The sequence below is a fragment of the Prevotella melaninogenica ATCC 25845 genome (genome assembly GCF_000144405.1).
Lineage (GTDB): Bacteria > Bacteroidota > Bacteroidia > Bacteroidales > Bacteroidaceae > Prevotella > Prevotella melaninogenica.
On record NC_014371.1, the window covers coordinates 1,255,254 to 1,280,882 of the forward strand.

A 25,629-nucleotide genomic window follows, 5' to 3' on the forward strand; every position below is an offset into this window, starting at 1 on the left:
GTTATGCGAATCCTTATAGAAGAATATCAGTACGATGTCTCTAAGGTTAGGGACATTCTCTATGGTATTGATGCCTTAGAGAATATGGAGGGTAGGGTGTCTATCCATTACGTAGGGTATTATTATAACACCCTACTCAAAGACTGTGTGTTTATTCTTCCGAAGGTATTGCTGAAGAATGTTGATGGTCAGGATCTCGTTTTAGGGAAGTATAAGCCAGAGGATATTGCTAACGTAGACAGGTATAATTCAATTGACGAAGTAGAGCGTAGTTTCATCTATAAGTTTGCAGTATGGATTTATCGTGCTATTGTGGTCTATAAGAATGACAAGCGCAGTGACACAACGATTGTATGCCATTCTCGCATAGCACAGATGGGTAATGGAGGTCGTCGATTGAGCAACACCTACCTCGATATTCTCTTGTCGCTGATACAATTCAATCATGACAACCAAAGTTTTTTCTTCTTTGTTATAAAGAATCTGCATAGCGGACTAAACAAGATTAATTGGCAACGAACGATAGCAACGAAGCCGGCTATTATTCAAGATGGGCAGGCGGTCTATCTAAATCCTGTTAATAAGCGTAGACAAGTAAACTTTGATGAAGAATTACTCGTTATCTTCTTCTCTATCTTGAATTATATCGGTGACACCTATGGTTTCCCGAAAGATATCTGTTGTCAGTTTCCACTCATTACAGGGAAACGTTTTGAAACCTATCTCAAAGGATTAGGCAAGACGCGATTACGACAGATAAAGTATAAGTATTTCTCTGATAAAGCCCTGCGGCTATGGAATTTGTGTTATACCTTCTTTAAGGAGGCACGGCAGATATCTGTTTCTACAGAACAGCGAGAATACCTGTTGGTAAAGAACTTCAATATAGTCTTTGAAGCCATTATCGACGAGCTGATAGGCGATAAGGAGCCGCCACGAGGACTGAAAGAGCAAGACGACGGTAAGCGGGTAGACCATATTTACAGTTACCGTAATCTCACGAACAACGAGGAAGATAGACCGATTTATTATATTGGCGACAGTAAGTATTATAAGATTGGTAATAAGATTTCAGACGAGTCAGTCTATAAGCAGTTTACCTATGCTCGTAATGTGATACAGTGGAACCTTAATCTCTTTTTAGATAACAGTGAAGAGAATGCCGCATTGCGCAAGGAACACCCAATATACAGGGACGAACTAACGGAGGGATATAACATTGTTCCAAACTTCTTTATCAGTGCGAAGATGGATGAAAAGCTGTCGTATGCAGATAATGTTTCGACCACAAACCGTGAGAATAATACTTTCCTCTCTCGTCATTTTGAGAATCGTCTTTTCGATCGTGATACGCTGTTAGTATATCACTATGATGTAAACTTCCTCTACGTTGTTTCGCTCTATGCGAGAGAAAATGCACACCAGAAGGCGCAATGGAAGCAGAAGGTGCGTGAACTCTTTAGAGAGAAGATACAAGCCGCATTAGAGGAGAACTACAAGTTCTACGCCATGACACCGAAGCCGGGAGTGAATCATGAGGAATATCTACGTGAGAACTTCCAAGAGCTGTTGGGCAAGGTGTATCGTCCCTTTGATGACACCAACTACCTCTCATTGGCGTTGGATAAGCAAAAAGAGTCAGAAAATAAAGATTTACTGGATAAACTGCAGAAAGACTATTATGTGGTAGAATGTCCGTTAGGAAAGAATCCAACGTCCGTGTTGAGTGGCGAGAAGGCTCAAAATAGTTCTGAGGCTGTTCATGGTCGTAAGGGCGTATTGATGGTGATGATGGAGAAATATGCGACTAAGTCAGCTAATTTCTCTCATGGTAAACTGGCTATTGCTATTAAGATGACCGTAGAGAGTATGGATATTGTGGAAAACCTTAGTAATATTGGTTATGTGCTCTTTCATCATCGTAGCGATAACGACCAGCACCTCTTTTCAGTCAAGGGAACGTGCACGATAAAGGCTGCAGGCGAGTTAGAAGACGACCGCTATAAGAATATGGGCAACAAAGAACTGTATATCTCTGTAGATATTGATACAACCGAACTTCCCAACGATAATCTCCATGCGTCAATGATAAAACCCGCATCAAAGGAAACAAGATATGATGCGCAGTTCGCATGGTTGAGCGATTTGGAAAGTGACAATAGTAAAGTTGCTGAATAAAAAACTTAATCCTGATAAAGGCAGAAGGCAAAGAATACGACAAGACAAAGTAACATAGAGATAGAAGGTACAAGAAACAGATTTATTCTTTTATGGATAAAAATATAGATCTGTTTTTTGTAGCTTTTTTGGGGTGCTTTATGTTATTCTGTCTTATTTTGCTTATCTTTGCAACAGAAATAGGAAAGGTTTCTCAAATACCGCGTCGGATTGCAGTTTCGAAGGGAAGGGTTTGAGAAGCCTTTTCTTTTCTTTTTTCTTTTAGAAACAATGTAAATTATCTTTTGTAAAGATTATTATCGTTTTGTAGATACTTCCTTATCACCTGAGACCAGTCTGCAAATGACATTTTAGGATAGTATGTGGAAAACTCATTCATGCAGTCTGCAACTATCTCCAGGACAGAATTGTTTTGAGCCATAGAATCAATCTTCAACTGGATTGAAACATCTTCCTCTACGCTTACAATCCTTCCCTGAACATGGTTTCCAAGTTTCTTCTGAGTATTATAATCTGTTGGAGGCTCGGAAACACTTCTCGTATCTGTTTGGGTGTCGTCATGCTTTAATTCTTCGAAGTGGGTATCTATCATTTGGAAAAATGATACTGCATCTACACGCTTAAAGAGGACGAACTTATCTCCATTTGTGAGATATTCGTCACGGATTTTTCCTTCTTCAACACTTTCTTGAATGGAGAGACGGCTGTAAAACGAGACATAACTCCTGTTATTTAGTCGTGGTTTTACCTTAGCAGGCTCCCAACATACGAAAAGGTCATTGTCAATGTCGTAGCCAAGAAACAAGAAAGGTATATTATCATTCTTGATTTTGTCAAACTCAGGACGCTGTGGTAACTGAGATCTGCGGTGTTCCAAAGGATAAGGGTTGCCCTCGTGAGTAATACACTTAAAGTAAAGGTAATACTCCTGCCCCTCAAAACTGATATAATAATATGGCAAACCTTTCGAGTGTTCTTTATAGCTCGGCTCTTTTGCCAAGACATCAAGTAACAGTCTTGCCAGTTTTTCGCCCTTGGGGTAATTCACTTTTGCCATATCACATAAACTTTAATAAACCGCTATTGGTTGCAGATAAATCAATCGGCTCTACATCTTTCAGACATGATGCAAAATGTACCGAGGTAACACCTGACGGAACATGCTCACTCTTTATAGATGGCACATCGCGATAGTCGAACTTCATATATGAATTGAGTGCAAGCGTGAAATCATATTTTATCTTTTTTGCTTCTTCAAGGTGTGGGCCGATAGTCAAATAGGCTATCTCCTGAATCTTTGACATCTGCTCTATTGATAGCCCTCTTTGACTGATAGTATCAAGAACGTCAAAGACGTTTACACCTTGACCAGACCTAACCGTTATGACGGATGCAATAGCAAGTTCAGAGCCAGCATTTGGGTTAAGCTGCTCTAAAGCAAATGTGTGAACACGATCAAGGTTGCTCGTTGATTTTACTTCTATCTTATCCTTACCATCGTTAAAGTCATATTTATCTTCAGCTGTAACGTGCCATGCTTTAGCTAAATCTTCTGGAGATTTTGCATTGGCTATCACAAACAACTCTGCCCATAAACCCTGTATCACAACTGCGGAGAATGAGGGCGGCATCATAAAGATTTTTGCCACTTTGGATATTTCTGCTTTTAGGAGAGAAACACTGGGGGTGCTGGAAAACTTATTCAGCACCATAGCAAAAACTTCAAGAAAATAGCTTTGCAGGTCTGCTTCCAAAGAATTAAGCACAATGATAGTGTATTTCTTCGTTAGTGTTTCTCCTCCAGCATCCTTTAAAGTGCAGAGTTGGCTGAAATCAACACTTATCGCTTTTAAGCGGATAGGAGTTGAAACAGCATCATCACAACATTCTACGAAGATAACAGGAAATCCATCCTCGGTTGCACCAAATTTGTGTGGTTTTCCAATAATGAAATCTTCTACCTCGTAGAGACCTGACTCCTTTCTTCTTTCTCTGAGTTGAGAGTATGTTGAATATAGGTTGCTCATAGCCTTATCATTTAATCTTAATCATCCTCGTCATCACTATCCAAACCGACAAAGGAAGTAGCCAAGTTTTCGGGATAGTAAATACAAAGGTTATATAAGTCCTTACTATTAAGCCTATGCAAAGGCTGCTTAATCTTTATATGGTGTACCTGTACACATACCTCATTATCTGTACAGAATTTTATATCACCAGGGTATGAGCCATTTGCGGCACGACCAGCTTGCAGGTTGTTAGGCTTGTCATCCTTTATGCTACGAGTACGAATGTCGCCAGATTGCACGGTGGCTTTATACGCCATTTCATACAAGCGAATATGGTCAACATTCACAGAATCGCGGAGATAATACAGATACTGAATCGTAACTATCTTACGGGTAATGTTCGGTGCATCCTCATACTTAACCAATTTAAAGAAGTCGATAAAATCATTGATAGGAATATTCACCCAACGATGGTTACGAATTGGGTTATTACCGTAGTTTTCGCAATCCGTATATGCGGTTGAAGGAATGTTAGATAGGAAACTCTCAAAGAGAATTTTGTTGTTGTCGATGCAATCTAAAGACGGCATCTGTTTCCAACCAGACAACTTGTTGCGAACTAATTTAGACGACAAGATATTGGTTCTTGTTGGGTTAAGAGTCTCGGCTAACAACATTGCATGGCTATGCTTAGAGAACTCTTCCAAAGTCTCACATTGAGACAGGTTAGCACGCAAGGTCTCCTCGTGTTCAACATAATCGTTGTATTCCACAAGACTCTTTTTCGACAAGTAGATACGACAAATATCAGCATAGTCCATCTTATAACCAAAGAAACGGCAACGCTGTTCTATGGTGTCAGCATTAGACTTCCCTTGTGTCGTTCTTGTCATGTAGGTCATCGAGAGTTTTTCAATAGTAAAACCGCGATTGAGCATATCAGCACCAATCAGAATGTTTGCCTTTGCCGACTTCCACGAGATACCGTCGTCACCAACAGACCCACCTTGTGATTGTACCAAATGAATTTTGGTACGCAGAATAACCTTGACCATATTCTTCATCACTTCATCAAATGATGGAGGATTTTGAATATAGCGTGTCATTTCGTCGTAGGCATTTTTGAATTTCTTGCAGACGAGCTTTCTGCCTGGATCTTTCTCGTCAAGTGTAAGAATATCAATCCACTGCTGAAGAGCGTTTTTCGTCCAGTTGGCAAATAATGTATTTGTGTCACATCGTCCATCGACGTGAATCATCATAGATAGGAAATCTACATTCTTACGTTTCTGAATGAACACAACAATAGCTACACTAACAAGGAACTGTTGCAACGACTCAATCAGAGATTTCGGAGTTGTTGTTAGTGGGTTTCTCTTGTGGTGATAAACTTCTGCATCATCAACAAGGTGCACCAGTTGATAGTTCTTGTTCTTGAAAAAGAACTTACCACCAGTATAACCCTTGCCGGGTGTCAAAACAGTGTGGTATGTTGGTGATAGAATATCGCTGTTATCAATCAAGAAAGCTGCTTGTGGAGTGGCTGTATATTGAATATACGAATGATTGGGCAAGGATTTCTTCAGTGCAAGAATACTTGCATATGTTTTACTGAAATCATCCTCAATCCAGTCAGGATTAGCTGTGTTCTTTTTTGCAAATGTGTTGAAGCTGGACTGGTCTGCCTCGTCATCTATAATGATAACTCCCAAGTTGTTTAGGCAACTCTTTAGAGTGGGAGAAACAAATGTGTCAGCCAGTCTTTGAATGTGCTTGTAGTGCTTCAATATAGGAATAAGGATAACATCATCAGTGTGTATCAAGAAATTCTTAATACTGGTGTCTAAGGTGAAGTTATCATCAATTCCAGACATAAGATTATAGACATCCGAGGAGTCGGTGTCTAAATCGGATGCCAGACGGTCAGAAGTCTGCTTTTCAAGATTTGTTTTTGTTCCAGTAAGATATATTATCATTCGATACCCATTATCTGCCGCAAGTGCGGTTAAGGTAGTGAATGATAAAGTCTTTCCACTTTGTACATATCCAACAGCAATATTCGTTATTGAATCATTAGTGCCAGGTTTGACGCAATGACTTAAAATTTTCATAGCTTCATCTATGATGATTGACTTGCCTTCATCGTCAAGTTTACTTTGCGAATCCATGAAATGCAAGGTGTTGTTCCCAATGACCACTTGGTTGTTTTGCTTGTTGGTCGGATTGATTACTTGTATGGTAGATGACATATACCGTATTCGTTAAATAGTTCCAAATAGATTGTTGAAGGTAGAGCGGAACTTGGTTGCAGCATCACTACCTCCTTTAATCATACTTATCTCAGAAGCGACCATCACCTCAATCATATACGACAACTGCTCTTGTCCTTCTTGTGTTGATAGGGAACTTGCAAATCGCTGGAATACATTATTTTTCAGGTTGATAGTAGCTTCGTATTTATCATCTGCTATTTCGTTAAAAGTGTACAAACCTGCTACGGCCTCTCCTGTTTTGATAGTCAGTTCGACTTTCTCATTATTATCTAACAAGATGTCAACTGGTATGCCATCGAACAAATCAGTTGGAGTTGATTTGATTTGTTCTACCTTGGCTTGAGTCTGTGGAGTAGTTACGGGGATAACCAGCGCTGGCTTTTTAGGTGTTGTATCGTTAGGGGTTGAAATAGTTGTGCTTGGCGTGTGCACAATAGGTTTCGTAAAACCAGATATGATTTGTTTTACGAGCTTAGTTCCAATGTTCTTTATCTCCTTTTGAGTTCTGGGCTTGGTGTAGTGTTGTCCCTGCGCAAAGAGGTCAAATGTTTTGTCCTTGTTGAGATCTTCACGAAGAAGTTTGATTAATTCTGCGAAATCATCATCTTCTTGGAATGAGTTTTTGGTAAAACTTACATCGAAGCCTGTAAGATACAGTTCTCCAAATACACGCTTGTAGAGCGGTGATCCTTCCTGACCGCACAACTCCTTTGGGCGGTATCGTTCATCATAACTGCTACCGATAACACGTCCACGTCTGAACAGCAAGAAACCATTATCTATCGAAGTGCTCATGGTGTCAAGCAAAGCAATAAATCCACTAATAGCGTATCTTTCGCCAAAGGTCAGATTTATGTCTTTCTTCCATAAAATAGGTTTGCCGTTAGGCTCATTGTATTTAGGTGCATTCAGTATGGTAAGTTCCTTATATTCCAATGGCTCGTCATTCACAATAAGTTCGAGCGTTTGCTTTCTAAGATGTAGTGTATAAATACTTGCCAGATGCTTCTTGATATACGAAAGTTGTCTTGGTGTTGGCTTATTTCCAGACAAATGAGACAAGGTGATTCTTGTAAAGTGAGCCTCCTTGTCACATGACTCTTCCGTAACAGGAAGAGACAATTCTTCGTTTTCAACAACTTCATTGAGGTCAAAGGTAACAGTTTTCAGAACATCATCACCATAGGCTGTTGTTTCTACTTTCCATACATTACTCAACCATATTGAGGACACTTTCATTCCCATGCCAAACTCGTTGAGTCCCTTGTTGTCAAGAGGAATGTTTGCCAATTCAAATGCCCTTTGATAATTCTCTTCAGTGATACCAAAGGCATTATCCTCTATGATAATGGTGTCATTCTCGAAGTCCATGTTAATTGACACACGAAGTTTAATACCATCGGGATTTATTTTAGAGAGAACATCCTGATGGTCGAGAAAACTTTGAATAGAGTTATCTATATATTCAGCAAGGGCATTCCAAACCTTGTTACTGATATACCTAAAGGTGCTATACACTAAAGGTCTTGTTGCTATTGATACATTACTTGGCATAATCTAATAGTTTTTTTGCAATCATCTTCACTAACTCAACATTTACTGCATTGCCAAGAGCTTCATAGCTTCTTGCCAGTGATAGTCTAAAATCATCGTTGCCAAAAGATAGTTCTCGCATACCTTGGACGGACGCTGCTTCATGCAGTGTCATGTAGCGTCCTTTGGTTAAGCCTATCTCTGGCTTCTGCATATCTTTGGGAAGTTCTATCCACGGGAATATAGGTACTTGTGTTCCTACAAGATTTAGTGCAGGTACAAACGTGGGCTTCTTCACCCTTATTCCAGAAGCACGGAATTGAACAATCTTATTCTCTATGTGAGGCTCTACGTTTACGCCACAGTTCCATTCCATTTTTAGGTGGCTATTCTCAAAGTGAACGACTTTCTTCATCCAACCTTTAAGCCAACTTTTATGCTTGTTATAAAAGTCACGGTTTTGTTGGATGTATCTAATCTTCCAAACAGGGAAAACTCGTGTTTTATCCGTTTGGGAATAGTTAGGCAACTGTGCTAAACATTCCTTTAATGTCGTTCCTCTAATAATCTTCCCAAGTTTTCCTTTTTTCTCAACTAATTGCTCGATTGATTGAAAAGCAGGAGCTACTGTCTCAAAATCGTATGATGCCCCAAATTCCATTGCCCAAATGGGGAATGTTGGTATCGTACCACCATTGGCAATAGTTTTGTCTATAAACTCTTGCCATATATTCAACTGATAGTGGGTTTCCTCCTTAATAGGAGTAATATCTTTTGCGTTTGCCTCGATGATGTCATTTACATCACAGACCGGCTTATTTCCTTTTGGGAAAGTAAAGTTATCGAGCAAACCTAAATCTTTGCGGATGCAAACAATGTAGATACGCTTTCTGTGTTGTGGAATTCCAAATTCATGAGGAGAAAGAATTTCTGCCTTTACGGAATACTCCTGCTCGTCGAGTTTTTCTTGTATTATGCGCCAAGTGTTGCCATTATCATGCCCTTTCAAGTTTGAAACATTTTCCAAAATAATATATTTGGGCTTATGATATGCCACAATATCAATGATGTAATCAAAGAGCGTACCACGTCCTTTTTCATCATTGAAACCTTGTCGGTTACCAGCCTGACTAAACGGCTGACATGGAAAACCTGCACAAATAATGTCATGCGCAGGAATATCTTTGGGCGCAATCTTGGTTATATCGCCCTCTATTCTTACACCAGGATAGTTTATCTGATATAGCTTGCGTAAATCCTCTTTTAGTTCAGAGGAGAAAACACACTTGCATCCAAGTTTGCTTAGAGCAAGATGGAATCCTCCTAATCCAGCAAAGAGGTCTATAAATTGAAGTTGTTTCTTCTTAGCCATTCTCTAATACTTTATTCGGAAACAATAAGTTCACTAACAGGAATATTTAATAGTCCTGCTATCTTTTTCAAAGTATAGAGGTTTAGCTGTGTCGTATTAGTACACCATTTAGAAAAAGTTGTAGGATTAACTTTCAACTGTTCTGCAAGCCACTTGTTAGTTTTCTTGGATTTAACAAGAGCAAGCTTTATTTGATTTATATCTTCCATTGATTTGCTTATTGCTTTGAATGCAAATTTAGTGATTTTTTAGCAAAAAGCATTCGCTCACGAATGGATATTTATGGGTGATAAGCATTTTGGAACATACTGGTAAGCATAAGCTTCGTCTAAAATTAGTTAAAGTTCAATAATGCGCTCTCTTGAAAAATGTAATTAGTCATGTGGGTTATATCTTCCTCAATCGTTTCGGGCAACGAATCACGACACGAGGGATAGCTCAGCAATTGAAGCATTTTGCAGAGAAATACGGATTGAATCGTGATGTGGTCTATCCTCACTCTTTCCGTCACCGCTTTGCCAAGAATTTCCTCGACCGCTTCAATGATCTTGCTTTGTTAGCCGACCTTATGGGGCATGAGAGTATAGAGACAACACGTATCTACCTGCGACGTACCGCAAGCGAACAGCAGAAAATTGTAGATAGGGTAGTGAATTGGTAGAATAACTTATAACTTTTAGAGGTGGTAGCTTACACCTCTAAGTTTTCTTGTATCTCATCTAAGGCGGAAAATTAGTTGGTTATGAAGGCGTGCAAGAAAAGATGCCTAATTAGACTTCAAAAGGGCCTTAGTAAGGGGCTTAAAGGACATCTTTTCCAAGTTAATTAGGCATCTTTTAGAATCAAAAAGTGCATGTGGATTCTAATAAAAAAATATATATTTTATCTCTTTTGCTATTTAAACGTTATTGCAATAGTAGAGATTCCATCAGGAACACTAAATCCAAAGGAAATTGCTACAGGTACTTGCTGGATACTATTTTTGTTCAATTGGACTTTATATTTCCCTGTCTGTACTTTACTTATTGTCATAAAGTCAAATTCTATTTTCTGGAGTATGCCATTGTTGCAGTAGATAGTGGCTTTGTTGCCATCAGAAAGTTCTACAACAGTCTGTGCCTTTGATAAAATGTCCTTGATTATTCTTTTTGAGATGTTCGAAAAGAGTTTACAAATCTGTCTTCCAGTCCACTCGTCCACTAACTTGTGTTCTTCTGTTACCTTGTCTTTTATTAGAAACAACTCGTCCACTTGTCAACCTTGTTTACTTGTCTACTCACATTACTACATATATCTTCCTTGGAATCGGTTTTTTAGTGTTGTACCTTTGCATCGTCATTAGGAATGAAGGGATGACGAACGGAGTTTTAATGAACCAAATAATCTATAATAATTAATGTGTATGATCAACGATAGTCATTCTAATGAAATAGATTTTGAGGAGCGACTCTCTCCACATTTTACGGTGGGCGAGATGATGCGCTCGGGAAAGGCGGTGGGCATGGGTATTAAGAACGTGCCTGAGGAGAATCCTGCGCCCGGGGAGGCTTCGAGAGCGGAGGTGATAGAGAACCTTCGGGAGCTTTGTAGATGCGTCTTAGAACCGCTTAGGCGGCGTGTGGGACGTGTGATAGTCGTGGGAGGTTATCGCTGTGAGGCTGTGAATAGGGCTGTTCATGGGGCTGAACATTCGCAACATTTGCGGGGAGAGGCGGCTGATATTCATGTCACAGGACTGGAAATGTGTCGGAAATATGCGGCAATTCTCTCTCAAACAGACTTCGATCAGATGATTCTTGAGCCGCAGGAGTCGATAAAAAAGCGGTGGATTCACATCAGTTATAGGCGTGATGGGAAGAATAGACACCAGATTCTTGGGGCAAAATAGGGGAGAAAATGCGGTGAAAGATTTCACTTTTTTGTCGCCGAAAGTCTGAGAAATACTTTTTAAGTTACTGACTGTAAATATTTTAATTATTTACGTGAATATCTTTTCATATTTTTAATCGTTTATGTTTATGATGAAGTATGTTTTTACGTTTTTGTGTTTTCCGACTTTTACCTTTATATTTTTATACGTTTTTGCGTTATTGTGTTTTTAGTTATTTCTGTGTTTATCTTTTTATTTGTTTACGTGTTCATTTATTTACTTGTTTACTCGTTTACATAATTTTACACTTTTTTGTCGCAGTATGTCTTTTAGGTGGTTGTCCCTCCCCCTTCTTTTTGTGTGGGGAGGGGGTGAGGACTGGCGAACGGCAAGGGCGATGAGGAGTGGGAAGAAGGGTCTTCAGTAATAGGTTTGCCACTTAGTTTTAAGGTAGTATCACACAGAGAAAAGGAGGACACGGAAGAGTAATAAGAATAAAGCGATGTAAGTCACGGAGGCACCGTCGTGCGTGGAGCCACGGAGAGGATTTGCCTCTGTCTTATTAGAGCATAGAGTTAAGATTTCATTTTTTCATTTCAATAATTTCTTTGTTTCACTTTTTAAATTTTCAAGTTATGTCAATCAAATTTCGTATGTATCAGGACAATCGTAAGAACAGCAAGCGCAAGGGTTATTGGTATGCCCGTGCGGTGTCTCCCGACCTTGTTAGTGTTAAGGATCTCGCTCTGCGTATCAGTGAGCGTTGCACCGTAACTGAGCCCGACATTTTGGCTGTCATCAGTGCGTTGGTGTTCGAGATGAATCAGGTCCTCAAGGATGGTAACCGTGTGAAGCTCGACGGATTGGGAACTTTCCGCGTAGGTATTCACTCACAGGGTGTTCAGAAGGCGGAAGACTTTAACGCACAGAGAGATATCTATGGTGCGCATGTACTTTTCTCGCCAACGGTGACTATCGATGCGATGAAGCGTCGTGTGAAGACCCTCATCAGCGGTTTGCGTATTCAGGAGGCTGTGCAGTATGATGCGCCTAAGGCTGCCGAGAAGGCGAAGAACAAGGGCAAGAAGAAGGAGAACAAGCCTTCTGCTGGTCCAGAGCCGGGTGAGGCTACTGCCACTACTGAGGGCCACGCATAGTCGATTGGTTTGAGAGATGAGCGTGGGGAGTGTCAAGTTTGCGCCCCTCCGCTCTCCGTTTACTCTAAATCGCTTATTAGGAAACAATGTTATTGTAAGAACGTAACATATTGGCTTCTGATGAGCGAGAGGGATAGGGTGTTGGGTGTTGAATGTTGGGTGATGAGTTTTGCCACTTGTGTTTAGAGTTTGAAGCAATGTCACACGGAGTCACGGAGAGAACGGAGGTAAATGCAATGTTATGGAGGCACCGTCGGTGCATAGAGTGACAGAGCTTGTTTGCCAATTTTATTAGCTTAAATACAAAGCATTTATCCAAAAATAATTGTCAAGAATCTGTAAACTATACCTCCGTCGCTCTTTGTGCCGTCGGCACCTCCGTAACATTGTGCGTTACCTCCGTTGCCTCTGTGACTCCGTGTGCCTATTACCCCATATTTCGGAAGAACCTTTAGTATTCACTTTTAGTCCAAATCGGCTCGGATACAATGCCGTTAACAAGAAGGGACGGCAGTGTGATCTGCTTGCCGATTGGGCTTTTAATTTATTTAGACGTTATGATTAAACCTATTTGGAAGAATATCCTGCATATTCTCGTTACCGTACTCACAGCGTTAGCAACCACGTTGGGCGTCAGTTCTTGTATGTAAAACTCCTCCCATAAACTTCAGTCTTGGACTTAGACAATCATTGTCAGTCACTTTTTAAGACTTAGTTAGACATTCTTATATATTTGAAGTACAGGTGCTTACGCTGAAAATAGGCGACGTATATGTAGGTTACGTGCGACTTCATGGGAGGTTGTCCCCGACAGCGAAGTAGCTTCTGTGCGACAAAAAGGGAGTCTTTTTCCTCATTGTTCGACGGATAGGGAGGAGTGGAGAGACGGATAAGGAGGTTTGTCTCCTTATCTTTCTCTTTTCTTTACAAATATATCCTATTTGTGTTCTTTTCCTTTTGTTTTCATCGTTACTAATTTGTTTGCTACTGTTTTTCGTTTGATTTTCTACCTTTGTAATGTCATGTAAATCAAATGATTGTGGAATATCGCGACAAATTAGTAACTTTCTTCGGTTGAGGCTGTTTGCTGATCTGCGACAAATAGGTAGATTGCTGAAATAATTAAACTTTACACTTTTTTGTCGCAGGATTATATAAATATATATTCTTTTATAATTCATAGTTCATAATTCAAAATTCATAATTATGATTACTACTATAATTCAGAATTATTCGAATGAAGTTCTCATCAGTACGTCATAATTATGATTACCGATGTAGTGACAGTTCAAAGCTCAAGGGTTAAAACACAAATCATAAAGTTCAAAGCTCAAAGTTCAAAATTCAAAGGATTAACGGATTCGGGCAATTTGAGAAATTAGTAGTTCTTGAAGGTTCTATGATAAAGAGTAAATTTGTTTTTGTGTTACGAAGTTGACGAGTTAACAAGTTAGACGGGTTGACAAGTTGCTTGTGATAAAGCTAAATTTGTTCTCATGTTACTTTGTCTCTCTTGGGAGTTGACGAGTAGACAAGTTGGATGAGTTAGCAAGTTGCTTGTTATAAAGTCTAAAAAAAACAGAGCAACAAATTAGCTTGTTACTCTATTTTTATGATTCTATAAAAGAAGTCTTACTGTTTACGCCCCTCTTTCTCATAAATCAGCGATTACAAGTTTGGAGAACCCTTGGGGTATCTCGGTAATCACTCCCCTCCCTACGGGGGAGGGGCAAGGGGGAGGGGCCAGTTGTTTTCTTGTCTTCTTGTTTTCTTGTTCTTTGTTTGCTTGTTTTTACTTACTTTTCTTATTCAGCAGCACATACCCACCTATTCCACCTAAGATGGAGGCGAGGAAGATACCCAACTTTGCTTGTGTCATCAATAGCTCGTCGGTGAAGGCGAGGGTAGAGATGAACATTGACATGGTGAAGCCGATAGAGGCAAGCATACCTAAGCCCAGCAGTGTGCGACGAGTGATGGCGCTTGGAAGGGTTGCCCAACGCATTTTTACCATTAAGAAAGTTGCTCCGATAATACCAATCGGTTTTCCTAAGAGCAGACCCAATGTCACTCCGAGTGCTACGTGGGTAGAGAAGATGTCAGATAGACTTAAATCCGTAAAGCTGATACCAGCATTGGCAATTGCAAAGATAGGCATGATCAAGAAGGTAACGATAGGTGACATCTTATGTTCAAGCTGTTGCAGCAAAGGTATTGCAATCTCGGTGTCGTGCTGTATATGTGTCAGCACGTCCACCTGTCCCTCCTCCAAGGTTCTCACCTCGTTAGGTTCCTCTTTCTCGAAACGTCTTGTCAGTTTCTTCATACGCTTGAGATAGACCGACTCGTTAATCTTTGCATCGGCTGGAATCATAAAGGCAGCAAGTACGGCAGCAATCGTTGCGTGGATTCCTGACAGCAAGAAGGTTACCCATACACCACCGATACCGAGTGCGGCATAGAAGAATAGGCTCTTGATACCGAGTCTGTTGCCTATAAACATCACTGCAAGAAAGCCCAGACCAAAGAGCAAACTCGCAATAGAGAGTTCGGAAGTGTAGAAGAAGGCGATGACAAGCACAGCTCCAAGGTCGTCTACTATGGCAAGCGTTGTAAGGAAAACCTTTGCCGATGCGGGTACTTTATCGCCCAAAAGATATACTACTCCTAAGGCAAAAGCAATGTCAGTTGCCATCGGTATTCCCCATCCCATCGTTTGTGGGGTACCTATGTTCAGACTTAAAAATATCAAGGCAGGTACAATCATACCGCCTATTGCTGCGCCGATAGGTAGAATGGTGTTTCTGATGTCAGCCAGTTCGCCACCGATGAATTCTCTTTTCAACTCTAAGCCGACCACAAAGAAGAACATAGCCATTAAGCCATCATTAATCCAATGGTGCAGACTATAATTCAGATACGGCTCTCCGTTGACGATAAAGCCTACTTCCTGTTCAAAGAAATGGAAGTAGCTCTCAGCAATATTGCTGTTTGCCAATATCATTGCTAAGGTGACACTGAGAATCAGAACGATACCTCCTGACTTCTCCCTACCCATAAACAGTTTTATCGGTAGCATCAAATGCTGGTTTAGCTTCTTTTCAACTCGTTGTCTCATAATTTTCTTCTTATCCTTATTTTACAATATATATAAAAGGTGAAGAACGCTATAAGCCTTATACAATAAAAGTATATAAAGCCTATGCCCTAAACACTCTTCGATTTAAACGGAATACCCTCGTAAGCCAATATACTTGTGAGGGTATTCTGTTTTATTCTTTTTTATCTTCCAGCTTTCATCCTTTATGGGGAATATCCTTGTCCTTTCCCCTAACTTCCCTTCTCGCAATGACCGCAAGTTCAGAAATGATTGGGGGTATCTCGCATTCTACGCCCCTCCCTATGGGGGAGGGGACGGGGGAGGGGCTTCTTCTTCTACTTCTTCTTCCTCCACTCCATATACCCTGCACCCGCAATCGCCAAGAGCAAGATAACAATCGCAATGTAAGCGATGGTCTCAGTAGTAGAGATACTTGTTGGGTGGAAGTCGAGGACTACGGTATGCTTACCCGGCTTCACGCTTACTGCACGGAGGATATAGTTAACACGTCCCAGCTCTGCAGGCTGACCGTCGATAGTGGCTGTCCAACCCGGATAGTAGATCTCAGAGAAGACAACAACACCACCATTCTTAGAGTTGACAGTGTATTGCAGGTTGTTAGGCTCATACTTATCGAGCTTCACGATTGCAGTAGAATCGTTCACCTTCGCCTGACCTAAAGCCGCCTCAAACTTCTTATCAGCTACCGCCTCATGGCGCACGTCAATCTTACCCACCTCAGCATATTCAGCGTTGGCATCGTCAACATAGTTGAGCTTATTGACAAACCAGCCGTTGCCCTGTGCATATGGGTTCTGTATTGGTGCCGTTGTGCCACCCTGCAGTGGAAGGATAAAGTACTTCGTGTTCAGCATATTCAATACAGGGAAGGTCTTCACGCCATCAACCGCCTGCATGTTACCACCTGCAGCAGCAATCGCCTGCATCGTCTTCTGCATCTCTGGAGCGATGTAAGCATCAATCATCTCCTGATAACGACGGAGCTTAGCAGGGTGATAACCACCGATACTCTTATGGAAGTAAGAAGTCTCGTTCTCGTTGAATGTATTTGAAGCAAAGTTCAGCACACGATAGTCGAGGCTCTTGTCCTTATTAATCTCAAGGTCGGCTGCTGTTGGTTGCTGTGGCATATCGCGCTCACTCTTTGGTACGAACATCTCGTCATTGAGGTAACGCTTGTCCACCTGCCACATATCAACGAGGCAAAGCACCAAAAGACCAGCCACCATATAGTCGGCACGCAACTTCTTCATCTTATAAGCGAAGAGCAGCGCAAAGCCGATAAGGATAACGATAACCGAACGCCAAGCATCAGAGCTGACCATTGCAGCACGCATCGCAGAGACATTCGCGAGGATTGTTCCTGCTGTATTGCTGTCCATGCCCTGAATACTATTAATCATCTGGCGTTCCTGATCGCTGACAAACGGACCCATCATGTCTGGGAATACAGCCACTAAAAGGGCTACACCCGCTGTCAAACCAAGGCTGATATAAGCATACTTCATCTTCTGTCCTAAGAGTTCAGGCTCGTCAACAAGGCGTTTTAAGGTCAGTGCTGCCAAGAGCGGGATGGTGAACTCAGCGATAACAAGGATACTTGCCACCGTTCGGAACTTCGCATACATCGGGATGTAATCGAGGAAGAAGTTGGTAAAGCCCATGAAGTTATGACCCCATGAGAGAAGAACGGAGAGGATTGTAGCTGCTAAGAGTGCCCACTTCATCGTACCCTTCACCAAGAAAAGTCCTAAGATGAAGAGGAAAAGCACGAAGGCACCCACGTAAACTGGTCCGCTCGTACCCGGCTGTGTACCGAAATACTGTGGGAAAGCGTCATAGAGCTGTGGAATCATTGACTGTATCTGTGGGTCAACCTTCGACATAGCCGTACTGCTTTGGCTCAATGGAACACTCGCACCACCCTTTGCATCAGGTACGAGTAAGGTCATTGTCTCATCAATACCATAACTCCACTGCGTGATATAGTCGCGATCAAGACCAGAGCTTGTCTGGTTCGCGCCATCAGCCTTCAGCAACTCACTTTTGCCACGCATACTCTCTTTCTGATACTCCCATGTGTGGTAAAGGCTTGAGAGATTGATTAATATACCAATCAATGCCGCTACAGCCAATACGCCCGAAGCCTTGAGGAAACCCACGAGTTGCTTCTGGCGAACGGCTTGAACGAGATAGCCAATGACCATAAAGAGGACGATAAAGAGATAGTAATATGTCATCTGCACGTGGTTGGCTTTCACCTCAAAGGCGGTGAAGATAGCCGTCACGATGAATCCCGACAAGTAACGTCCTCGATAAGCCAAGACAATACCGGCAATCATTGGTGGAAGATAAGCCAATGCCATTACCTTCCAGAGGTGACCGGCAGCAATGATGATGAGGAAATAGGACGAGAAAGCCCACATGATACTACCCAATGCCGCCAACGACTGTCGGAAGTCAAAGGCTCGCAACAGAATATAAAAGCCTAAGAGATAGACAAAAAGAAACCATACATTGTCGGGCAACCAAAGGTGGTAAGCGTTCATCACCTGCGACAGTCCGTCTGTTGACTGATACGATGGTGACATCTGATAGGTAGGCATACCACCGAAGATAGCGTTTGTCCAGCGTGTTGCCTCACCAGTACGGTTCTGATACTCTGTCATTTCCTGTGCCGAACCGACACCTGCTGAGGCATCGTGGCGATAGAGAATCTTACCCTGAGTGACCGGTACGAAGAAGTAAGCGAACGAGATGACCGCAAACAACACGACTACCAGTACATCGGGTAGAAATCTTTTCCAAGTTTTCATTTTTATTTAATTTTGCTTATGTCGGACAAATGATTAATCTCTGCAAAGTTACAAAAAACTAAGAACTTACAATATCCAACTTGTAACTTTTTCGTACCTTTGCAGTATGAAAATAGGAATCATCGTTGCGATGGACAAAGAGTTCGCGCAACTTAAAGCAATTCTTTCCAACACCGAGACGAAACATTTTAATCATAAAGACTTCGTTACGGGACGGTTGGGAGATAAGGAAATCATTCTGCAGCAGTGTGGTATCGGTAAGGTAAACTCTGCCATCGGTGCTGTAGAGATGATTAATCATTACCACCCTGACCTTGTTATCTCAAGTGGTTGTGCGGGTGGAGCCGACACTTCATTGGAGGTTACTGATGTGGTGGTGGCAACGGAGTGTGCTTACCACGATGCCTACTGTGGCGATGAGGTAGCTTACGGTCAGATTATCGGTATGCCTGCTCGCTTCAAGGCTCCTACGGAGTTGATTGAAAAGGCGCTGTCGTTGAACAACCTACCTGATTGTAAGGACCTGCATGTCAAGGCAGGACTGACCGTCAGTGGCGAGTGGTTTGTTAACTCACGTGAGAAGATGCAACAGATTATGGACCACTTCCCAGAAGCAACAGCCGTAGACATGGAGAGTTGTTCTATTGCGCAGGTCTGCCACATCTATCAAACCCCCTTCGTCTCCTTCCGTGTCATCAGCGATGTTCCGCTCAAAGACAATAAAGCCAGCCAGTACTACGACTTCTGGGAGCGCATCGCCAACGGCAGCTTTGAGGTGACAAGGCACTTTATAGAGGCAATTCATAATTCATAATTCACAATTCATAATTATGATTACCGAGGTAGGCAGAGTTTATAGAATAAGTAATTTGTTTACTTATCCGCTTGATTCTATCACGGAACTAAAGATATACAGATTTCTTTTTAGCTAACAAAAGCTTAAAGGTTATGGATAAAACTGAAGCTAACATCGGTAATCATAATTATGAATTGTGAATTATGAATTCTGAATTAAAGTAGTAATCATAATTATGAATTATGAATTCTGAATTGTGAATTAAACATGAATTATGAATTTTGAATTAATAAAGGATTAAATATGATTTCTGTTTTAAGTGAGAATAATGAGTTAAAAACATAGATTACATCGGTAATCATAATTATGAATTGTGAATTATGAATTCTGAATTAAACAAGATTCCTTCTTTTACCATTGACCACGAGCGTTTGCTGCGTGGCATTTATGTGAGTCGTAAGGACGAAGTGGGTGGCGAGACCGTTACCACCTTCGACATCCGTATGAAAGAACCAAATCGTGAGCCAGTGTTGCACGTCGGTGCTATCCACGCTATTGAACACTTGGCTGCCACCTTCCTCCGTAATGACGACGAGTGGAAAGACCGTGTTATCTATTGGGGTCCAATGGGCTGTCTGACTGGTAACTACCTCATCCTTCGTGGCGACCTTGAGTCGAAAGAGATTGTCGACCTCATGCGCCGCACCTTCCAATTCGTTGCCGACTTCGAGGGTGAAATCCCCGGTGCTGCTCCACGCGACTGTGGTAACTACCTGCTCCACGACCTGCCTATGGCAAAGTGGGAGTCACGTAAGTTCCTCACCGAGGTGCTGGACAATATCACCGATGCTAATCTCGTTTATCCGGAAAAGTAGACAAGTTAACGAGTGGACGAGTAAACAAGTTGCTTGAGTAATAAGACAAAGTAACATGGTGAACGAGTTGACAAGTTAAAAAGTAGACAAGTTAACAAGTTGCTTGGGATAAAGAGAAAAAAGCAGTGTTAGAGATTTAAAAGGGCGTTAATTCCATGTGAATTAACGCCCTTTTGGCTTGCTAAAGATGCCCTTTTACCTTTGAACTCTTTTACCTTTGAACTTTGAGGTTTGAACATTGAACTTTATGATATGAACTTGAAACATTGATGTTTGAACATTGAACTTGGAACTTTCGGTGACTACGAATTTCTCTAATTACGCTAATCCTTATTGCTAAATAATTCGTGTCATTCGCATAATTAGTAGTCTTTAAAGGTACATATCATAAAGTTCAATGTTCAAACCTCAAAGTTCAAAGTATAATAATTCGTGTCATTTGCGTAATTAGTAGTCATTAAAGGTACATATCATAAAGTTCAATGTTCAAACCTCAAAGTTCAAAGTATAAAAATTCGTGTCATTCGCGTAATTCGTAGTTAACTTTATGATATGTACCTTTAATGACTACGAAACAATGCGGATATAGCGACAATGAAAAAAAATAACGATTTTTCTTGTTTAAAAAAAAACATTTTGTATATTCGCAGCGTGTTAATATAAAGAATACGATTGATAGACAAGTTTTAAATTATGAAATACACCTCTTGTAGAGAATATAATTGCAGGCAAACTGATAGAAAAGTTCGGTTTATGCCTGTAAAATCCATTCGGTTCTTTTCATCCAAGAACTCTAATCATTATTGGACAGAGTATGATCAGACAAAAACGTAGGATATGGCTAAAATGCTCTATCTTCTTGATATATCTTAGAAGGAATCTTCTGGATTTACAACCTACAAGCAAGCGTTATTTCTTTACCTAAAAGATAATTTAGAGGAATCTCTATTACACCATACCTCTTGTGAACAATACGAATCAAACATTGAGAATAAAATATGAAAACCTTTTGTACAGCTTTAATTTTGTTATGCCTTACCGTCTGCATATCAGCACAAACCTCAGACAATACTATTACCATTGAAGGTAGAGTGCAAGACTTTGTTACTCATGTAGATGTCCCTGGCTGCTTAGTTGAAGTGCTAAATGCTAATGACAGCTCAATCGTTGCTTCAACGAAGGCTCTTGAAGAATATCAGAATGGCGAACAGAGCTGGAAAACATCTGAATATAGGATAACGATTCCACGTAAGGAGGGTGATTATATCCTTCGCGTTACCGAAGATGGTTTTATACCTACCTACGTAACCTTACCACTGCATCACTTTTATAAGCGAGAGGTAAGCAGAGAAGTTGGTACCATCTTTCTGAAACGACCGAAAACAGTAGACTTAAAGGAGGTGGTTGTTAAGGCTACAAAGGTGAAGTTCTATCATAAAGGCGACACGATTGTTTATAATGCCGACGCATTCCAGTTAGGTGAAGGCTCTATGCTCGATGCCCTTATTCGTCAGTTGCCCGGTGCTGAACTAAGCAAGGATGGACGCATATATGTTAATGGAAAGTTTGTTGAGAGTTTACTTCTCAATGGAAAAGATTTTTTCCGTGGAGATAATACTGTTATGTTAGAGAATCTACCTACTTATATGGTAAACCAAGTAAAGGTGTATGACCGTCTTGGTGAAAATAGTCTTTTTCTCGGGCAAGAGGTGGCAGGAGACAAGAAATACGTGATGGATGTTCAACTGAAAAAGCAATACAACATTGGATGGGTAGGTAATGTGGAAACTGGTGGAGGGACAAAGGAACGCTACTTGGCTCGTCTGTTTGCTATGCGGTTTACTGATCACTCCCGTTTGGCTGTCTATGGAAATATGAACAATCTAAACGACGATCGTAAGCCCGGTGAGAATGACAATTGGTCGCCTTCTGATCTTTTTGGTGGGTTGACACAGCAACAGTTAGGAGGTCTTGACTATAATATAGATGCACGCAGTGGTAAGTATAAACTTAGTGGAAATGCACAGGTTAGGCATGCTGATAACACGATAGTAAATAACACTAATCGTACAAATTTCCTTGCTAACGGAGATACATACGACCGTATGGTAGCTAATAATAGAAATCACAATTTTTCTCTCTCCACCGATCATCAGTTTTATTTTGAGTTTAAGAATGCCAACTTGAATATCAAGCCACGTTTTAACTACCAATATTATAACAATAAAAGCGGATATTCTTCGCTGACGCTTAATCGTAGTTTTACGTCTTTCTCAAAGGCGCAGTTGGATAGTTTGTACACACCAGTGATAGGCAGGGAGTTGATTCGCACAGCCATTAACAGAAATCTTCGCAATGGATTATCAATTGGACATTCTTTAGAAGGTTCGGTTTCGATGGAGTCGTTAATTAAGTTCAAGCATTCTCCCGACCATATCACCCTTTATGCTGACGCTTCTTTGAGGCATGCTAATGAGAATAGCTTTGACCGTAACCGCATTGATTATTATACCAATGGTCTGCAAAGTAATACAGACTTCCGCAATCGATATTTCAACAACCGTCCTGACCACGGCTACAGCATGACAGGTAAAGTGACTTACAGCTATTTAGTAAAGCGTGGCTTGTTCTTCGACTTTAGTTATAAATACAATCGGACTACCTCAAACCGATATTCTTCACTCTATCGTCTTGACCAGTTAGCAGATTGGGGAATTAATTCAGAGCACGAGCTTGGAATACTCCCTTCTGTGGATGCTTATAACAGAGTAATGGATATTCATAATAGTTATGACAGCAGGCAGACGGATAATACCCATACCCTCGGTGCCTTTCTTGTATGGAATAAGAAAACGACGAAGTCGGAGTGGTGGGCACAGCTTGTACCTAATTTATCGCTGCTTTCACGGACGATGCATTATCATAGTGGAAATGTAGATACGACTTTTACGAAACGTTCTATACTTTACAATATGAATAGTACGTTCATCAGATGGCGTAGTACTGATCACAAATATGAATTCATGTTTCAATATCATGTGAACGGGCAAGCTCCAGACATGAACCTGTTTGTAAACATCCTCAATACCACTGATCCATTAAACGTAACAATGGGTAATACCAACTTGAAACCATCCTATAAGCACGAACTTATATCACACTTCCTACGTATATATCCGAAAAAAGGGCTGATGTGGTTAATAGAGGCTCAATATATCCCCACTGTTAACGCTATTGCTATGGGCTATACCTACGACAAGGCTACAGGACAGCGAACATTCAGACCAGACAATGTGAATGGTAATTGGCGAGGTCAGCTTGCTTTAGGTGGTGCTGGACCATTGACCAAAAATCGCAAGTTGGATTTTAAAGCTATGGCTGGATTAAGATATGAGAAGAGTGTCGACCTTATTGGTTTGGCAGGCACGTCTGCATCTAATAGGAGCATAGTAGAATCGTTAAACTACGTTGGTGATTTACAGTTGAACTATAGGCTTGGGCAATCTTCCATTGGTTTCATTAGTAAAGGAAACTGGGCACATGTCGATGGTACTCGTGAAGACTTTGAGGCATTTAATGTGAGTGATTTCAATTACGGCTTAACAGCACAATTACAGTTGCCATGGGATTTCCGACTTGGGACAGACCTGACAATGTATAGTCGCCGAGGTTATTTAGATAAGTCGATGAATAGCGATGATTTGGTGTGGAACGCCCGTCTGTCACGCTCATTCTTCAAAGGACAGCTTACCTTATTGCTTGATGGCTTCGACATTCTTGGTCAGCTGAATAATGTCACACGGACGATGAATGCACAAGGAATCACAGAAACTTACAGTAATGTTATTCCCCGCTACGTGATGCTACATGCCGTCTATCACTTCAATATTATTCCTAAGAAAAAATGAAAAGTATAAGACCCTTCCGAACTTTGAACTTTGAACTTTGAGTTTTGAACTTTTTTTATCCTTTGAACTTTGAGGTTTGAACATTGAACTTTATGATTTGAAACTACGAATTGCGCGAATGACACGAATTACATTACAATAAGCATTAGCGTAATTAGCGTAATTCGTAGTCATTAAAGGTTCATATCATAAAGTTCAAAGTTCAAACCTCAATGTATACTAATTCGTAGTCTTATACGTTAAAGTTCAAAGTATAATAATTCGTTTAATCCAAACACTTTTTTATGATTTCATCGTTGATGCCATTTTCTTTCATTCTTTTAGCCACAACTTGTTTATAATCATTTGCTTCATGGTAGTGGAATATCATGTGTCCAAGTTCCTCCAAAGCTTTTTCAATACGTTTCCTGCCTTGCTCGGTCTTCAAATCAATATCGGCAAATTTCGATCTATCACGGTGGAGATTAAGGTAATATATTCCCCCAATAATCAATGCAGATATAGCAGATATATCTATATCCTTAAATTTCCCTTTGTAAGTATTGACAAGAGGTAATGTGTGCATTTCCCTAAGCATAGCTGTACGAACCGTAGTTTCATTTCCTTCTGCTATTTCCCAACGCAGTAATTCCAGCATTACGGATTTGTCTTGAAGTGACTTATGCACATCCTTGAAGATGTCGATATAACCTAATTCGGAATCAGTAGGAAATGGAATATCAGTCAGGACATCCTTAAACCAATAGTCGTATCTCTTAACGAATTCATCATAAAATTCGCTAAGATTATCATATCTGTTATAGAAAACAAGCGGTTCTATTTTGGCTTTTTTAATGAGTTCTGTCACCAACATTGATGCAAAGCCTTTTTTCTTGATAAGACTTTCTGCTGCCTTGACAATGTCAGCCTGTATGTTGACGTTTGTCCTTCTGTATCTTTTGGGTTTATTTTCTTCTTCTGCCATCTAAATAAGGTGTTGATTTTCTGATTTCCAAAAGAGCGGTCACTAATTACTCTAACTATTCAATCTCGTGGGAAGCAATACACTGACTCTAAGTCGTGTTTCCTTGGTTCTTACTGCAGGGTATGTGATACCGCTTACAAAGATACATCTTTTCTGTAATTCTTTTGCGATTTCGTATATATTTTTATTATCTCTGTCCATAAATGGAAAATGACTGATAAGAAGCAACCTATATTATAGCCACCTTACCCAAGCATTTATAATATTCAGCTGTTCCTTTGCCGTTTCTCATAACTTCAACATGGGCATTATCCAACATAAGAAGACAATTGTATTTCTTATATACTGCAAAAGACACTGGAAGTTATGGTAATGTTCGATAACATTCTCGTTTGGAGTAATCTCTAAATCCTTTTAATGAAATAATCTTTTGTACATATCAATATTGTATAGTTAGTAAATAGTACTACAAATATAGTGAAAATGCTAATAAAAAAAACAAATTCTAAAGAAAATAAGAAAAATTCTTGTTTTAAACAATTTATATTTGTATATTCGCAGCGTGTTAATATAAAGAATACGATTGATAGACAAGTTTTAAATTATGAAACACATCTCTTGTAGAGAATATACTTGCAGGCAAACTGATAGAAAAGTTCGGTTTATGCCTGTAAAATCCATTTGGTTCTTTTCATCCAAGAACTCTAATCATTATTGGGCAGAGTATGATCAGACAAAAACGTAGGATATGGCTAAA

Annotated in this window: 18 protein-coding genes and 1 pseudogene; 8 read left to right on the forward strand and 11 right to left on the reverse strand. The window is 40.5% G+C overall.

Annotation, left to right across the window (positions count from 1 at the left end):
* Window positions 1–3 precede the first annotated feature (3 nt).
* The gene (locus HMPREF0659_RS11800; RefSeq protein ID WP_013265709.1) at window positions 4–2,178 is read left to right on the forward strand and encodes an LlaJI restriction endonuclease; all 2,175 of its coding nucleotides are present in this window, start codon (window positions 4–6) and stop codon (window positions 2,176–2,178) included.
* Window positions 2,179–2,455: 277 nt separating this feature from the next.
* Here HMPREF0659_RS11800 and HMPREF0659_RS12275 read toward each other — a convergent pair whose 3' ends face one another.
* Genes HMPREF0659_RS12275 through HMPREF0659_RS11830 form a run of 6 tightly spaced genes read right to left on the reverse strand, consistent with a single transcriptional unit; the run spans window position 2,456 to window position 9,574 of the window.
* On the reverse strand, window positions 2,456–3,235 hold the full coding sequence (locus HMPREF0659_RS12275) for a hypothetical protein (protein WP_013265529.1): 780 nt from the start codon (window positions 3,233–3,235) through the stop codon (window positions 2,456–2,458).
* A 1-nt stretch (window position 3,236) separates the two neighbouring features.
* Window positions 3,237–4,205 (reverse strand): PD-(D/E)XK motif protein, encoded by a 969-nt coding sequence (locus HMPREF0659_RS11810; RefSeq protein WP_013265793.1) that lies wholly within the window; start codon window positions 4,203–4,205, stop codon window positions 3,237–3,239.
* 17 nt (window positions 4,206–4,222) lie between these two features.
* Window positions 4,223–6,436, reverse strand: a complete 2,214-nt coding sequence (locus tag HMPREF0659_RS11815; RefSeq protein ID WP_013265299.1) for a Z1 domain-containing protein — start codon at window positions 6,434–6,436, stop codon at window positions 4,223–4,225.
* 12 nt (window positions 6,437–6,448) lie between these two features.
* A complete protein-coding gene (locus HMPREF0659_RS12280) occupies window positions 6,449–8,014 on the reverse strand; it encodes an ATP-binding protein (protein WP_013265452.1) in 1,566 nt (521 codons plus the stop codon).
* Entirely contained in the window at window positions 8,004–9,365 is a 1,362-nt protein-coding gene (dcm, locus tag HMPREF0659_RS11825) for a DNA (cytosine-5-)-methyltransferase (protein WP_013265127.1), read from the reverse strand. Before dcm ends, HMPREF0659_RS12280 begins: the two co-directional genes overlap by 11 nt.
* Window positions 9,366–9,376: 11 nt before the next feature.
* The gene (locus HMPREF0659_RS11830) at window positions 9,377–9,574 is read right to left on the reverse strand and encodes a helix-turn-helix transcriptional regulator (RefSeq protein ID WP_013265221.1); all 198 of its coding nucleotides are present in this window, start codon (window positions 9,572–9,574) and stop codon (window positions 9,377–9,379) included.
* Between the two features lie 152 nt (window positions 9,575–9,726).
* Here HMPREF0659_RS11830 and HMPREF0659_RS11835 point away from each other — a divergent pair, with 152 nt between their 5' ends.
* Window positions 9,727–10,026 carry a tyrosine-type recombinase/integrase gene (locus HMPREF0659_RS11835; RefSeq protein WP_081439563.1) on the forward strand — a complete coding sequence of 100 codons (300 nt, stop codon included), beginning with the start codon at window positions 9,727–9,729 and terminating at the stop codon, window positions 10,024–10,026.
* Window positions 10,027–10,259: 233 nt separating this feature from the next.
* Here HMPREF0659_RS11835 and HMPREF0659_RS11840 read toward each other — a convergent pair whose 3' ends face one another.
* Entirely contained in the window at window positions 10,260–10,616 is a 357-nt protein-coding gene (locus tag HMPREF0659_RS11840) for a hypothetical protein (protein ID WP_013265549.1), read from the reverse strand.
* A 151-nt stretch (window positions 10,617–10,767) separates the two neighbouring features.
* Here HMPREF0659_RS11840 and HMPREF0659_RS11845 point away from each other — a divergent pair, with 151 nt between their 5' ends.
* The 3 genes from HMPREF0659_RS11845 to HMPREF0659_RS12690 all read left to right on the forward strand — a co-directional run bounded on the left by HMPREF0659_RS11845 (window position 10,768) and on the right by HMPREF0659_RS12690 (window position 13,042).
* A complete protein-coding gene (locus HMPREF0659_RS11845) occupies window positions 10,768–11,253 on the forward strand; it encodes a D-Ala-D-Ala carboxypeptidase family metallohydrolase (protein WP_013265666.1) in 486 nt (161 codons plus the stop codon).
* 617 nt (window positions 11,254–11,870) lie between these two features.
* Complete coding sequence (locus HMPREF0659_RS11850; RefSeq protein ID WP_004359161.1) at window positions 11,871–12,392, forward strand: HU family DNA-binding protein; 522 nt, start codon at window positions 11,871–11,873, stop codon at window positions 12,390–12,392.
* 557 nt (window positions 12,393–12,949) lie between these two features.
* On the forward strand, window positions 12,950–13,042 hold the full coding sequence (locus tag HMPREF0659_RS12690) for a smalltalk protein (protein ID WP_152031158.1): 93 nt from the start codon (window positions 12,950–12,952) through the stop codon (window positions 13,040–13,042).
* 1,142 nt (window positions 13,043–14,184) lie between these two features.
* On the opposite strand, the gene nhaA is transcribed toward HMPREF0659_RS12690, so the two are convergent.
* Together nhaA and HMPREF0659_RS11860 are read right to left on the reverse strand one after the other, a co-directional pair.
* Complete coding sequence (nhaA, locus tag HMPREF0659_RS11855; protein ID WP_013265600.1) at window positions 14,185–15,510, reverse strand: Na+/H+ antiporter NhaA; 1,326 nt, start codon at window positions 15,508–15,510, stop codon at window positions 14,185–14,187.
* Window positions 15,511–15,827: 317 nt separating this feature from the next.
* Window positions 15,828–18,329: a YfhO family protein gene (locus HMPREF0659_RS11860; protein WP_013265876.1), complete on the reverse strand. Its 2,502-nt coding sequence runs from the start codon at window positions 18,327–18,329 to the stop codon at window positions 15,828–15,830.
* Window positions 18,330–18,435: 106 nt separating this feature from the next.
* Here HMPREF0659_RS11860 and HMPREF0659_RS11865 point away from each other — a divergent pair, with 106 nt between their 5' ends.
* The 3 genes from HMPREF0659_RS11865 to HMPREF0659_RS11875 all read left to right on the forward strand — a co-directional run bounded on the left by HMPREF0659_RS11865 (window position 18,436) and on the right by HMPREF0659_RS11875 (window position 23,908).
* Window positions 18,436–19,143 carry a 5'-methylthioadenosine/adenosylhomocysteine nucleosidase gene (locus HMPREF0659_RS11865; RefSeq protein ID WP_044046144.1) on the forward strand — a complete coding sequence of 236 codons (708 nt, stop codon included), beginning with the start codon at window positions 18,436–18,438 and terminating at the stop codon, window positions 19,141–19,143.
* A 362-nt stretch (window positions 19,144–19,505) separates the two neighbouring features.
* Window positions 19,506–20,000 (forward strand): S-ribosylhomocysteine lyase, encoded by a 495-nt coding sequence (locus HMPREF0659_RS11870; protein WP_013265890.1) that lies wholly within the window; start codon window positions 19,506–19,508, stop codon window positions 19,998–20,000.
* Between the two features lie 998 nt (window positions 20,001–20,998).
* Entirely contained in the window at window positions 20,999–23,908 is a 2,910-nt protein-coding gene (locus HMPREF0659_RS11875; RefSeq protein WP_013265422.1) for an outer membrane beta-barrel protein, read from the forward strand.
* A 265-nt stretch (window positions 23,909–24,173) separates the two neighbouring features.
* Here the strand turns inward: HMPREF0659_RS11875 and HMPREF0659_RS11880 are convergent, their stop codons facing one another.
* The gene (locus HMPREF0659_RS11880; protein ID WP_013265249.1) at window positions 24,174–24,872 is read right to left on the reverse strand and encodes a TetR/AcrR family transcriptional regulator; all 699 of its coding nucleotides are present in this window, start codon (window positions 24,870–24,872) and stop codon (window positions 24,174–24,176) included.
* Between the two features lie 46 nt (window positions 24,873–24,918).
* Window positions 24,919–25,082 (reverse strand): annotated as a pseudogene (locus HMPREF0659_RS13055) (aminotransferase class I/II-fold pyridoxal phosphate-dependent enzyme); the annotation flags it as partial.
* Between the last annotated feature and the right edge of the window lie 547 nt (window positions 25,083–25,629).